A 14,538-nucleotide genomic window follows, 5' to 3' on the forward strand; every position below is an offset into this window, starting at 1 on the left:
CCTTGGAGCACTTCGGAGGTACGCCCCGATGTCGGAAGACCGGAAGCTCGTTGACTACCTCAAGTCGGTCGCGGCTGATCTGCGGGAGACTCGTCGGCGGCTTCAGGAGGTTGAGTCGGGCAGGCACGATCCGATCGCGATCGTGTCGATGGCGTGCCGCTTTCCGGGTGATGTCCACTCTCCCGAGGACCTGTGGCGTCTGTTGGCCGAGGGCGGGGACGGAATCGGGGAGTTTCCGACGTCGCGTGGCTGGGACCTCGGGGTGGTGTACAACCCGGACCGGGAGCGCCGGGGCACCAGCTACGTCCGTGAGGGTGGCTTCCTGCACGAGGCCGGGGAGTTCGATCCGGGGTTCTTCGGGATCTCGCCGCGTGAGGCGCTGGCGATGGACCCGCAGCAGCGGCTCCTTCTTGAGGTGTCGTGGGAGGCTTTCGAGCGGGCCGGGATCGACCCGGTCTCGCTGCGCGGCAGCCACACGGGCGTGTTCGCCGGTGTGATCTACCACGACTACGGGCCGAGCGTCGAGTTCCCGCTGGACGTGAGGAGCTTCGTCAGCACCGGGACCGCCGGAAGCATCGCCACCGGGCGTATCGCCTACACGCTGGGCCTGGAGGGCCCGGCGGTCACGGTGGACACCGCCTGTTCGTCCTCCCTGGTGGCGTTGCACCTGGCCGCGCAGGCGCTGCGCTCGGGCGAGTGCGATCTGGCCCTGGCGGGAGGCGTGACCGTGATGGCCACGCCCGGAATGTTCATTGACTTCAGCGCCCAGGGCGGGCTGGCCGGCGACGGACGATGCAAGCCGTTCGCCGACGCGGCCGACGGCACGAGCTGGTCCGAGGGCATCGGCATGCTGGTGCTGGAGCGGCTGTCGGACGCGCAGCGCAACGGGCACCAGGTGCTGGCGGTGGTGCGGGGTTCGGCGGTGAACCAGGACGGTGCGTCCAACGGGTTGACCGCGCCGAACGGTCCTTCGCAGCAGCGGGTGATCCGCCAGGCGCTGGCCGGCGCCGGGCTCACTCCCGCCAACGTGGACGTGGTCGAGGCGCACGGTACCGGGACGACGCTGGGTGACCCGATCGAGGCGCAGGCGCTGCTGGCCACCTATGGCCAGGACCGGCCGGAGGATCGGCCGCTGCTGCTGGGGTCGGTGAAGTCGAACATCGGTCACACTCAGGCCGCCGCGGGTGTGGCCGGTGTGATCAAGATGGTCATGGCGATGCGTCAGGGGGTGCTGCCCAAGACGCTGCATGTGGACGCGCCGTCGTCGCATGTGGACTGGTCGGCCGGCGCGGTGGAGTTGCTGACCGAGTCCAGGTCCTGGCCTCAGGTGGACCGGCCCTGGCGGGCGGGTGTGTCGTCGTTCGGTTTCAGTGGCACCAACGCGCACGTCATCATCGAACAGGGCCCGGGAACCCCTGACGCTGAGCCGGGTACGCAGGAGCGGGCACCGGCGGACGCGGCCACGGGTGTGGCACCGGTGCTGGTGTCGGGCCGTACGGCGGGGGCACTCCGAGCGCAGGCCGAGCAGCTGGTGTCGTTCCTGGACGGTCAGCCTGGTCCGGGCCTGGCCGACACCGCGTTCTCGCTGGCCACGACGCGGTCGGCGTTCGAGCATCGGGCCGTGGTGCTGGCCGATGGCCGTGATGGTGCGCTGGCCGGGCTGGGTTCGCTGGTCGAGGACCTGCCGGGCGCGGGTGTGGTGCGCGGGGTGGCCGGGGCGCAGCCGGAGCTCGCGGTGTTGTTCACCGGCCAGGGGAGTCAGCGGGCCGGGATGGGCCGGGAGCTGTACGGTCGTTTCCCGGTGTTCGCGGCGGCGTTGGACGAGGTGGTCGCGGAGCTGGATCCGTTGCTGGGCGGGTCGTTGCGTGAGGTGTTGTTCGCCGAGCCGGGTTCGGCGGAGGCGGAGTTGCTGGATCGGACGGGGTGGGCGCAGCCGGCGTTGTTCGCGGTGGAGACGGCGCTGTTTCGGCTGGTGTCCTCGTGGGGCGTGGTGCCGGATGTGCTGGCCGGGCACTCGGTCGGGGAGATCACCGCGGCGCATGTCGCCGGGGTGCTGTCGCTGGCCGACGCGTGTGCGCTGGTGGCGGCGCGGGCGCGGTTGATGCAGGCGTTGCCGTCCGGTGGGGCGATGGTGTCGGTGCGGGCGTCGGAGGATGAGGTCGCCGGGCTGCTGGCCGGGCGCGAGACCGAGGTGTCGGTCGCGGCGGTGAACGGCCCGTCCTCGGTGGTGATCTCCGGGGTGGAGGAGGCGGTTCTTGAGGTCGCCGCCGCGCTGGAGGAGCAGGGGGGCAAGACGCGGCGGTTGCGGGTGTCGCACGCGTTCCATTCGCCGTTGATGGACCCGATGCTGGAGGACTTCCGGGCCCTGGCCCGCTCCCTGACCTACGACCCGCCGCAGATCCCGGTGGTCTCCACCCTGACCGGGGAACCCGCCACGGCCGAGCAGCTGTGCTCGCCGGACTACTGGGTGGAGCAGGTGCGTGGCGCGGTCCGCTTCGCCGACGGCATCCGGGCCCTGCACTCCCAGGGTGTGCGGGCCTACCTGGAGCTGGGTCCCGACGGCGTGCTGACCGCCATGGCCGCCGACACCCTTGCCGACGACGCGGATGTGCGCGTGTCGGATGCCGTGCTCGTGCCGGTACTGCGTAAGGACCGTGACGAGCACACGGCGGTGATGACGGCGCTGGCCGAGCTGCATGTGCACGGGGTGCCGGTCGACTGGCGATCGGTGCTGCCGGGCGGGCGCCGGGTCGACCTGCCCACCTACCCGTTCCAGCACGAGTGGTACTGGCCCCGCGAACGGCGGGTGGGCGACGCCCGGAACCTGGGGCTGGCCGCGGCAGGGCATCCTCTGCTGGGCGCCGCTGTGGCGCTTGCCGCCTCGGACGGCGTACTGCTGACCGGCCAGCTGTCGTTGCGGTCCCAGGCATGGTTGGCCGATCACGCCGTGGGGGGGAGGGTACTGTTCCCCGGCACCGCGTTCCTGGAGCTGGCGATCCGGGCCGGTGACCAGGTCGGCTGCGACCTGGTGGAGGAGCTCACCCTGGCGACGCCGCTCGTACTGGGCGAAACCGACACCGTCGCGGTGCAGGTGTGGGTGGGCGCGGACGAGTCGGGCAGACGCGACCTGAGCATCTACACCCGGCCCGCCGAGGCCGCCGACGACGAGCCGTGGGTACGGCACGCGGTCGGAGTCCTCGCCGCCGGCGGCCAGACCGCTGAGCGACTCGATCCCGAAGTCTGGCCGCCGGCGGGCGCGTCCGCGATCGAGCTGGACGGGCTGTACGACCAGCTCGCCGAGGGCGGACTGAGCTACGGGCCACTGTTCCAGGGCCTGCGGGCGGCCTGGCGGCGTGATGACGAGATCTTCGCCGAGGTGAGCCTGCCGACCCGGCTTGAGTCGGACGCCGGTTCGTTCGGCGTGCATCCGGCCCTGCTCGACGCGGCGTTGCACGTGGTGACGTTCGCCGGGCTGGACGACACCGAGGGGAGCCGGTTGCCGTTCTCCTGGGGTGAGGTGTGTCTGCACGCCGGTGGCGCGTCGGCACTGCGGGTACGACTGGCCAGGACCGAAGGCGATGCCGTCTCGCTGGCGGTGACCGACGTGGCGGGTGAACCGGTACTGACGGCGCGGTCACTCGTACTGCGCCCGATCACGGCGGCCACCGGCGAAAGTGGCCGTAGAAGCGAGCGGGATCCACTGTTCAGGGTGGAGTGGACGGCGTTGCCGTCGGCGCGGGTGGCGCCGGCGGCCGATACCGCGCCGTCGGCGGTGGCGGTGGTCAGCCTCGGCACGCTGGAGTTCGAGGACACGGACACGGTGCCGAGCGTCGTACTGACCGAAGTGCTCTCCGATTCGGCCGATGCCGTGGTGGGCTCGGCGCACAAGCTGACCACGCACGTCCTGGACGCGCTGCGGCGGTGGCTGGTCGACGATCGGTATCGCGATTCACGGTTGGTGTTCGTGACGCGGGGTGCGGTCGCGGCCGAAGACGGTGAGGCGGTGTCGGATCTGCCGGCCGCTGCGGCATGCGGGTTGGTGCGTAGCGCCCAGTCCGAGAACCCGGGCCGGTTCCTGCTGGTCGACGTGGATGAACACCAGGAGTCGCTGTCGGCTCTGCCGGAAATGCTGTCCACGCTGTTCGCTTCCGGTGAGCCGCAGGTGGCGGTGCGTGAGGGCAGGGTGCGGGTGCCGCGGTTGGCGTCGCTGGTGTCGGGGGCGGGTCTGCTGCCGCCGGCCGGGGTGCCGTGGCGGTTGGGCAGCCGGGCCAAGGGCAGCTTGGACGCGCTGGAGTTGCTTCCGTTCCCGCAGGCGGCCGAGCCGCTGGAGGCCGGGCGGGTACGGGTGGCGGTGCGTGCGGCGGGGGTGAACTTCCGGGACCTGCTGGACGGGTTGAACGCGCTGGGCTGGTTCCAGGACAGGGTCGGCCTGATGGGCAGTGAGGCCGCCGGGGTGGTGCTGGAGGTCGGCCCCGGCGTCGAGGATCTGCGTCCGGGGGACCGGGTGGTCGGCCTGGTCGAGGGCGGTTTCGGCCCGGTGGTCGTCGCCGGTGCCGGCGGATTGACCAGGATTCCCGATGGGTTCTCGTTCGAGCAGGCGGCGACGATCCCGGTGGTGTTCCTGACGGCCTTCTACGGGCTGATGGATCTGGCCGGGTTGCGGGCGGGCGAGAGGCTGCTGGTACACGCGGGTACCGGCGGGACCGGGATGGCGGCGATCCAGCTGGCGCAGCGGCTGGGCGTGGAGGTGTTCGCCACCGCGAGCCCGGCCAAGTGGGAGGTGCTGCGTTCGATGGGCATCCCGGACGACCACATCGCCTCTTCGCGCACCCTGGAGTTCGAGGAGCGGTTCCGCGCGGTCTGCGGCGAGCGGGGCATCGATGTGGTGCTGAACTCGCTGACGGGTGAGTTCATCGACGCCTCGGCGCGACTGCTGCGCCCGGGTGGCCGGTTCGTCGAGATGGGCAAGCTGGACATCCGTGAGCGGGGGAGTTTCCCGGGGCTGGAGTACCACTGGTTCGACGTGATGGACGCCGGGCCCGAGCGGTTGCGGCAGATCCTGGCCGAGCTGATGGAGCTGTTCGCCGCCGGTGAGCTGCGGCCGTTGCCGGTCACGACGTGGGATGTGCGCCGGGGCCGGGAGGCGTTCCGGTTCATGAGCCAGGCCAGGCACACCGGGAAGATCGTGCTGACCATGCCCCGGCGCTGGGATGCGGAGGGCACGGTGTTGATCACCGGTGGCACCGGTGGTCTGGGCGCGCTGTTCGCGCGGCATGTGGTGGCCGAGCGGGGCGTGCGGCATCTGCTGCTGACCAGTCGCCGGGGCCTGGACGCCCCGGGTGCGGTGGAGTTGCGGGCCGAGCTGATCGCGCACGGGGTCGAGGTCACGGTCGCCGCCTGTGACGTGGCAGAGCGGGAGCAGGTCGCCGCGCTGCTGGCGCAGGTCGATGCCGACCATCCGCTGACCGCGGTGATCCACACCGCGGGCGTGCTGGACGACGGGACCGTTCCCTCGCTGACGCCGGAACGGCTGGACGCGGTGCTGCGGCCGAAGGTGGACGCCGCCTGGCACCTGCACGAGCTGACCCAGGATATGGATCTGGCCGAGTTCATCGTGTTCTCGTCGGTGGCGGGCGTGATCGGAGCTCCCGGTCAGGGCAACTACGCCGCGGCCAACTCGTTCCTCGACGCGCTGGCCCAGCACCGCGGGGCCGCGGGGCTGCCCGGGTTGTCGCTGGTCTGGGGTGCCTGGGCTCAGGACAGCGGGATGACCGGCACCTTGAGCGATGACGACATGGAGCGGCTGGCCCGTGCCGGTACGCCACCGATCGCACCGGAACAGGGCGTCGCCTTGTTCGAGGCGGCGACCCGTTCCGGCGAACCGGTCGTGGCTCCGGTCCGGCTGGATCTGCCGGTGCTCCGCGCACAGGGCGAGGTTCCGCCACTGCTGCGCAAGCTGGTGCGGGGCAGGCGCCGGTCCGCCGGGAGGTCGGAGGCGGCCAGCACATTGCTGCAGCGGCTGGCTCCGCTCACAGCGGCCGAGCGTGCCGAGGTCCTGGTGGATCTGGTGCGTACCGAGGTGGCCTTGGTGCTGGGGCACGTCTCACCGGAGACGGTGGAGGTGCGGCGGGAGTTCCGCGAGCTGGGGTTCGACTCGTTGACCTCGGTGGACCTTCGCAACCGGCTGAACGGTACGACCGGGTTGCGGTTGCCGGCCACGCTGGTGTTCGACTACCCGACGCCGGCCGTGCTGGCGGAGTTCCTGCTGGCCGAGTTGTTCGGTGAGCACGCCGATGTGATGGTTCCCACCGAGGTCCGGCCGGTGGCCGACGACCCGATCGTGATCGTGGGCATGGCCTGCCGTTACCCGGGTGGGGTCACCTCGCCGGAGGACCTGTGGCGGCTGGTCACCGAGGGGGCGGACGCGATCTCGCCGTTCCCGACCACGCGGGGCTGGGATCCGACGGCCTTCTACAGCCCCGATCGGGAGCGCCGGGGCACCAGCTACGTCCGTGAGGGTGGCTTCCTGCACGAGGCCGGGGAGTTCGACCCGGGGTTCTTCGGGATCTCGCCGCGTGAGGCGCTGGCGATGGACCCGCAGCAGCGGCTGCTGCTGGAGACGTCCTGGGAGGCGATCGAACGGGCCGGAATCGACCCGGCGTCGCTGCGCGGCAGCCGTACCGGTGTGTTCGCCGGTGTGATGTACCACGACTACGCGACCAGTGTGTCGTTCCCGCCGGAGGTGATGGGGTTCGTCGGCACCGGCACCGCCGGAAGCGTGGCGACCGGTCGCCTTTCCTACACCTTCGGGCTGGAGGGCCCGGCGGTGACGGTGGACACCGCCTGCTCGTCCTCGCTGGTGGCGTTGCACCTGGCGGCGCAGGCGCTGCGCGGTGGCGACTGCTCGCTGGCGCTGGCCGGTGGCGTGACCGTGATGGCCAACCCGGGGCCGTTCATCGACTTCAGCGCGCAGGGCGGGCTGGCCGGTGACGGCCGGTGCAAGTCCTATGCGGACGCGGCCGACGGGGTCAACTGGGCCGAGGGCGTCGGGATGCTGGTGCTGGAGCGGCTGTCGGACGCGCAGCGCAACGGGCACCAGGTGCTGGCGGTGGTGCGGGGTTCGGCGGTGAACCAGGACGGTGCGTCGAACGGGTTGACCGCGCCGAACGGTCCTTCGCAGCAGCGGGTGATCCGTCAGGCGCTGGCCGGCGCGGGCCTGTCCTTCGCCGAGGTGGACGCGGTCGAGGGGCACGGTACCGGGACGACGCTGGGTGACCCGATCGAGGCGCAGGCGCTGCTGGCCACCTACGGGCAGGACCGGGACGAGGACCGTCCGCTGCTGCTGGGGTCGATCAAGTCGAACCTCGGGCACGCCCAGGCGGCGGCCGGTGTGGCGGGCGTGATCAAGATGGTCATGGCTCTGCGGCACGGCGTGCTGCCCCGGACGTTGCATGTGGACGCGCCGTCGTCACATGTGGACTGGTCGGAAGGCGCGGTGGAGTTGCTGACCGAGTCCAGGTCCTGGCCTCAGGTGGACCGGCCACGTCGGGCGGGTGTGTCCTCGTTCGGCATCAGCGGCACCAACGCGCATGTGATCTTGGAGCAGGGGCCGGAGGCTCCTGAGGCGGAGCCGCGTGACCAGGGCCAGACGCCGGGTGCGGTGCCGTGGGTGGTGTCGGCGAGGACCCCTGAGGCGTTGCGTGAGCAGGCGAGCCGTCTGGGTGCGCGGATGGAGGCGGCCGGCGAGTTCGACCCGGTGGATGTGGGGTCGTCGCTGGTGGTGTCGCGGTCGGTGTTCGAGCACCGTGCGGTGGTGGTCGGCGGGGATCGTGCGGGTCTGCTGGCGGGGCTGGGGGCGGTTGCCGCGGGTGAGTCGGTGCCCGGGGTGGTGTCCGGGGTGGCGGACATCGACGGTAGGTCGGTGTGGGTGTTCCCGGGTCAGGGGGCGCAGTGGGTGGGGATGGGTGCGCGGTTGTTGGAGGAGTCGGCGGTGTTCGCGGGGCGGATGGCGGAGTGTGCGGCGGCGTTGGAGCCGTTCGTGGAGTGGTCGTTGCTGGAGGTGGTCCGTCAGGTGGAGGGTGCTCCGTCGTTGGAGCGGGTGGATGTGGTGCAGCCGGTGTCGTTCGCGGTGATGGTGTCGCTGGCGGCGGTGTGGGAGTCGCTGGGGTTGCGTCCGGATGCGGTGGTGGGGCATTCGCAGGGTGAGATCGCGGCGGCGGTGGTGGCCGGGGCGTTGTCGGTGCAGGACGGCGCCCGGGTGGTGGCGTTGCGCAGCCGGTTGATCGGTGAGCGGTTGGCGGGGTTGGGGGCGATGGCGTCGGTGGCGGCGTCGGTGGAGCGGGTTGGGGCCGCTTTGCTGGAGGGGGTGTCGGTGGCGGCGGTGAACGGCCCGAGTTCGGTGGTGGTGGCCGGTGAGGTCGCGGCGGTGGAGGAGCTGGTCGAGCGGCTGACCGCTGAGAACGTGCGGGTGCGGCGGATCGCGGTGGATTACGCCTCGCATTCGGCGCAGGTGGATCTGATCGGCGATGAGCTGGCCCAGGTCCTGGCGGGGGTGGAGCCGGGGCCGGTGCGGGTGCCGATGCTGTCGACGGTGACCGGTCAGTGGGTGGAGGGTCCGGAGCTGGAGGCCGGGTACTGGTGTGAGAACCTGCGCCGCACGGTGGCCTTCGCTCCGGCGGTCGGGCAGCTGCTGGAGCAGCGGTATCGGGTGTTCGTGGAGGTGAGTCCGCACCCCGTACTGACGGTCGGCATCGGCGAGTGTGTCGACGAGACCGACGCCGTCGCGGTGGTCGCCGGGACGTTGCGCCGCGAGGACGGTGGTCTGGAGCGGGTGCTGGTCTCGGCGGCGGAGCTGTTCGTCCGGGGTGTGACGGTGGACTGGCGGCAGGTGCTGGCGGGTGGTCGTCGGGTGGATCTGCCGACGTACGCCTTCCAGCATGAGCTGTTCTGGCCGGTGGGGGCGGGTTCCCAGGTGGGGAATGTGGCCGCGGCGGGGCTGGCGGTGGCGGGACATCCGCTGCTGGGCGCCGCCGTGGGCCTGGCCGACTCCAACGGGGTGCTGCTGACCGGCCGTCTGTCGCTCTCGTCGCATCCGTGGTTGGCCGATCACGCGGTGGCCGGGATGGTGATCTTTCCGGGTACCGGTTTCCTTGAGCTGGCGATCCGGGCGGGTGATCAGGTCGGTTGTGACGTGGTGGAGGAGTTGACGCTGGCCGCGCCGCTGACGCTGGGCGAGGGCGAAGCCGTCGCGGTGCAGGTGTGGGTGGGCGCCACGCAGGAGACGGGCCACCGGAGCGTGAACATCTATGCCCGGTCGGCCGAGGCCGTCGACGACGTGCCGTGGGTGCGGCACGCCACCGGCATGCTGGCCGTCGGGGCCCCGGTCACCGGTGCTCCCGATGCCGAGCCGTTCGACGCGACGGTCTGGCCTCCGGCCGGCGCGACCGCGATCGGGCTGGACGGGGTGTACGAGGAGCTGGCCGCGGGCGGCTTCGAGTACGGCCCGGTGTTCCAAGGGCTGCGGGTGGCCTGGCGCGGCGCCGGCGGCGAGGTGTTCGCCGAGGTCGCGCTGCCCGAGCAGACGGTGTCGAGCGCGGGTTCGTTCGGGATGCACCCGGCGTTGCTGGACGCTGCGTTGCACGCGGTGCCGTTCGCCGGGCTGGAGCCGGTCGAGGGCGGCCGGTTGCCGTTCTCCTGGGGGCAGGTGAACCTGCAGGCCACCGGGGCGGCGATGCTGCGTGTGCGACTGCTCCGGACGGGCGATGACGCCGTGTCGCTGACGGCGGTGGACACCGCGGGCGAGCCGGTGCTGTCGGCGCGTTCGCTGGTGCTGCGCCCGTTCACACCTGATCAGCTCGCCGTCGGCGGCGGTCAGGTGGCGGAGCGGGATGGGCTGTTCCGGCTGGACTGGACCCCGCTTTCCGAGATTTCCGTGGCTGATCCGGCGCCGGTGGCGGTGGTCGGTTTCTCGGGGTTCGAGCCGGACGCCCTGGGCCTCGCGGCGGTGTGGGAGTCGGCTGGGCAGTCGGTGCCGGTTCACCATGATCTGTCGGTGTTGGGCGAGGCGGGGCCGGTGCCGGGGACGGTGCTGGCCGAGGTGGTGACCGATTCTGCCGAGGACGCGGTGGCCTCGGCGCGTGCGGTGACGGCCGGGGTGCTGGGTCTGTTGCAGGGGTGGCTGGCCGACGAGCGGTTCAGTGACTCGCGTCTGGTGTTCGTCACCCGGGGCGCGGTCGCGGCCGGTGACGATGAGACGGTCTCCGATCTGGCGGCCGCTGCCGTGTGGGGCCTGGTGCGTAGTGCGCAGTCGGAGAACCCGGGCCGGTTCGCGCTGGTCGATCTGCGCCATGGTGAGTACGGAGACGAGTATCCGGACCCGGCTGCGGATGAGACCTCGCCCGATGCGCCGAGGGCCGCGCTTCCCGCACTGCTGAGCGGGGTGCTGGCTTCCGGTGAGCAGCAGGTGGCGGTGCGTGAGGGTGGGGTGCGGGTGCCGAGGTTGGCGTCGCTGACCTCGGGTGCGGGTCTGTTGCCTCCGGCCGGTGAGAAGGCGTGGCGGCTGGGCAGCCGGGCCAAGGGCAGCCTGGACGCGTTGGAGTTGCTGCCGTTCCCGCAGGCGGCCGAGCCGTTGGAGGCCGGTCAGGTTCGGCTGGCGGTGCGCGCGGCGGGGGTGAACTTCCGTGACCTGCTGGACGGGTTGAACGCGCTGGGGTGGTTCCAGGACAAGGTCGGCCTGATGGGTGGCGAGGCCGCCGGTGTGGTGGTCGAGGTCGGTCCCGGCGTGGAGGACCTGCGCGTGGGTGACCGCGTGGTCGGTCTGACCGAGGGCGGTTTCGGCCCGGTGGTGGTCACCGGTGCCGGCGGGGTGACCAGGATCCCCGACGGAGTCTCCTTCGAGGAGGCCGCGACGATCCCGGTCTCGTTCCTCACCACCTACTACGGATTGATGGATCTGGCCGGCCTGCGCGAGGGCGAGTCGCTGCTGGTGCACGCGGGCGCCGGTGGGACCGGGATGGCGGCGATCCAGCTGGCCCAGCGGCTCGGGGTCGAGGTGTTCGCCACGGCCAGTCCGGCGAAGTGGGACGTGCTGCGGTCGATGGGCATCCCGGACGATCACATCGCCTCCTCGCGCACCCTGGAGTTCGAGGACCGCTTCCGGGAGGTCTGCGGTGAGCGGGGCATCGATGTGGTGCTCAACTCGTTGACGGGTGAGTTCATCGACGCCTCGGCGCGCCTGCTGCGCCCCGGGGGCCGGTTCGTGGAGATGGGCAAACTCGACATCCGCGACCAGGAGCAGTTCCCCGGCCTGGAGTACCACTGGTTCGACGTGCTGGACGCCGGGCCCGAGCGGCTGCGGCAGATCCTGGCCGAGTTGATGGAGCTGTTCGCGGCGGGTGAGTTGCGGCCGTTGCCGGTGACGACCTGGGATGTGCGCCGGGGCCGGGAGGCGTTCCGGTTCATGAGCCAGGCCAGGCACACCGGCAAGATCGTGCTGACGATGCCCCGGGTCTGGGACCCGCAGGGCACGGTGCTGATCACCGGCGGCACCGGCGGTCTGGGCGCGGAGGTGGCCCGGCACCTGGTGGCCGAGCACGGGATGCGGCATCTGCTGCTGGTCAGCCGCCGTGGTCTGAAGGCTCCGGGTGCGGCGGAGTTGCAGGCCGAGCTGATCGCGCACGGGGTCGAGGTCACCGTCGCCGCCTGCGACATGGCCGACCGGGACGCGGTGGCCGACCTGCTGGCCGGGGTGGCTGCCGATCACCCGCTGACCGCGGTGATCCACGCGGCCGGTGTGCTGGACGACGGCACGATCGCCTCGCTGACGCCGGAGCGGCTGGACAACGTGCTGCGGCCGAAGGTGGACGCGGCGTGGCACCTGCACGAGCTGACCGAGGGCATGGATCTGGCCGGGTTCGTGGTGTTCTCCTCGCTCGCCGGGCTGATGGGCGGCGCGGGTCAGGGTAACTACGCGGCGGCGAACGCCTGGCTGGACGCGTTGACGGCGCGGCGCCGGGCGCAGGGACTGCCGGGGCTGTCGCTGGCCTGGGGTTTGTGGGCGCAGGCCACCGGGATGACCGGGGCCATGTCGCAGGCCGATGTGCAGCGGATGACCGCCGCCGGGCTGCCGCCGATCACCACCGAGCAGGGGCTGGCCCTGTTCGACGCCGCCATCGACTCGGATGCACCGCTGGTGGTCCCGGTACGGCTGAACATACCGGCGATGCCCGCCCCGCTGGTGCCGCCGCTGCTGCGCGGCCTGGTGCGCGGCACCCGCCGTACGGCGGCATCGGCGCCCGCCCTGGGTGAGGGCACCCTGTTGCGGCAGTTGGCCGGGTTGACGCAGGCCGAGCGGACCCGGTTCGTGACCGACCTGGTCCGCACCCAGGCCGCGGCCGTCCTCGGGTACCCCTCGCTGGAGGCGGTGGACGTCAGGCGGGAGTTCCGCGAGCTGGGCTTCGACTCGCTGACCGCGATCGAACTGCGCAACCGCCTCAACACCGCCACCGGGCTGCGGCTGCCCTCCACCCTCGTCTTCGACTACCCCACCCCCACCGCGCTGGGAGAGTATCTGCTGAGCGAGGTGCTCGGCGCGCACGGCGACGCCATCCTGCCGGTGGCCGCGGCCTCGGTCGGGGACGACCCGATCGCCATCGTCTCGATGGCCTGCCGCTACCCCGGCGGGGTGAACTCCCCCGAGGACCTGTGGCGGCTGGTCATCGAGGGGCAGGACGCCATCACCCCACTGCCGACCGACAGAGGCTGGCAGGCCCATGGCGACATCGAGCTGAAGGGCGGGTTCGTCTTCGACGCGCCCGAGTTCGACGCGGAGTTCTTCAGGATCTCGCCGCGTGAGGCGCTGGCGATGGATCCGCAGCAGCGGCTGCTGCTGGAGGCCGCCTGGGAGGTCCTCGAAGGCGCCGGCATCGACCCGGACTCGTTGCGGGGCAGCGACACCGGCGTCTTCATCGGCTCCGTCGGCTCGGGCTACATGCCCGGGGAAGAGTCTCGCGGTCACATCATGACCGGGCAGCTGGCCAGCGTGGCCTCCGGCCGGATCTCCTACACCCTGGGTCTGGAGGGCCCGGCGGTGACGGTGGACACCGCGTGCTCGTCGTCGCTGGTGACCATCCACATGGCGGCCCAGGCCCTGCGCAACGGGGAGTGCTCGCTCGCGGTGGCCGGCGGCGTCACCGTCATATCGACCCTCGCGGCGTTCGGGGAGCTCGGCGAGCAGGGCGGCCTGGCACCGGATGCCCGCTGCAAGGCGTTCTCCGACTCGGCGGACGGCATCGGATGGTCCGAGGGCGTCGGTCTGGTGATGCTGGAGCGGCTGTCGGACGCGCAGCGCAACGGCCACCGGGTGCTCGCACTCGTTCGCGGGTCGGCGATCAACCAGGACGGCGCGTCCAACGGTCTGACCGCGCCGAACGGCCCCTCGCAGCGGCGGGTGATCCGCAAGGCCCTGGCCGTCGCCGGGCTGTCCGCCGCGGAGGTGGACGCGGTCGAGGCGCACGGCACCGGCACCGCCCTGGGTGACCCGATCGAGGCGCAGGCGCTGCTGGCCACCTACGGCCAGGACCGGCCGGAGGACCGTCCGCTGCTGCTGGGGTCGATCAAGTCGAACATCGGCCACACCCAGGCCGCCGCGGGCGTGGCGGGTGTTATCAAGATGGTCATGGCTCTGCGGCACGGCGTGCTGCCCAAGACATTGCACCTGGACGAGCCGTCCTCGCACGTGGACTGGGCCTCGGGTGCGGTGGAGCTGCTGACCGAACCGGTCGAGTGGCCACGGAACGGTCACCCGCGCCGGGCCGGGGTGTCGTCGTTCGGGATCAGCGGCACCAACGCCCACCTGATCCTGGAGCAGGGGCCGGAGGTGGCGGAACCGGCGGTCGATGAGCCCGCCGGTCCGGCAGACGGCGTGCTGCCCTGGGTGATCTCGGCCCGTACGGCCGACGCGGTGCGGGCACAGGCCGGGCGACTGACTGCGCATCTGCAGGCCCGGGGCGAGCTTGGCCTGGCGGATGTGGGCTTCTCGCTGGTGTCGTCGCGGTCGGTGTTCGACCACCGTGCGGTGGTGGTCGGCGGGGATCGTGCGGGTCTGCTGGCGGGGCTGGCCGTGGTCGGCTCGGATGAGCCGGTGCCCGGTGTGGTCCAGGGTGTGGCGGATGTCGAGGGCAGGACGGTTTTCCTGTTCCCGGGTCAGGGGGCGCAGTGGGCGGGCATGGGCGCGCGGCTGCTGGAGGAGTCGGCGGTGTTCGCGGGGCGGATGGCGGAGTGTGCGGCGGCGTTGGAGCCGTTCGTGGACTGGTCGGGGTGGTCGTTGCTGGATGTGGTGCGGGGTGTGGAGGGTGCTCCGGGGTTGGAGCGGGTGGATGTGGTGCAGCCGGTGTCGTTCGCGGTGATGGTGTCGTTGGCGGCGGTGTGGGAGTCGTTGGGGGTTCGTCCGGATGCGGTGGTGGGTCATTCGCAGGGTGAGATCGCGGCGGCGGTGGTGGCCGGGGCGTTGTCGGTGCAGGACGGGGCGCGGGTGGTGGC

General features: G+C 71.8%; 1 protein-coding gene. It reads left to right on the forward strand.

What is annotated here, in order from left to right; all coding sequences use genetic code 11:
- Positions 1-28: 28 nt before the first annotated feature.
- The coding region (locus AB0K21_RS44010) for an SDR family NAD(P)-dependent oxidoreductase (protein WP_364159066.1) at positions 29-14,538 on the forward strand (14,510 nt) is incomplete at its 3' end.

The organism is Streptosporangium sp. NPDC049248, assembly GCF_040678965.1.
GTDB lineage: Bacteria > Actinomycetota > Actinomycetes > Streptosporangiales > Streptosporangiaceae > Streptosporangium > Streptosporangium fukuiense.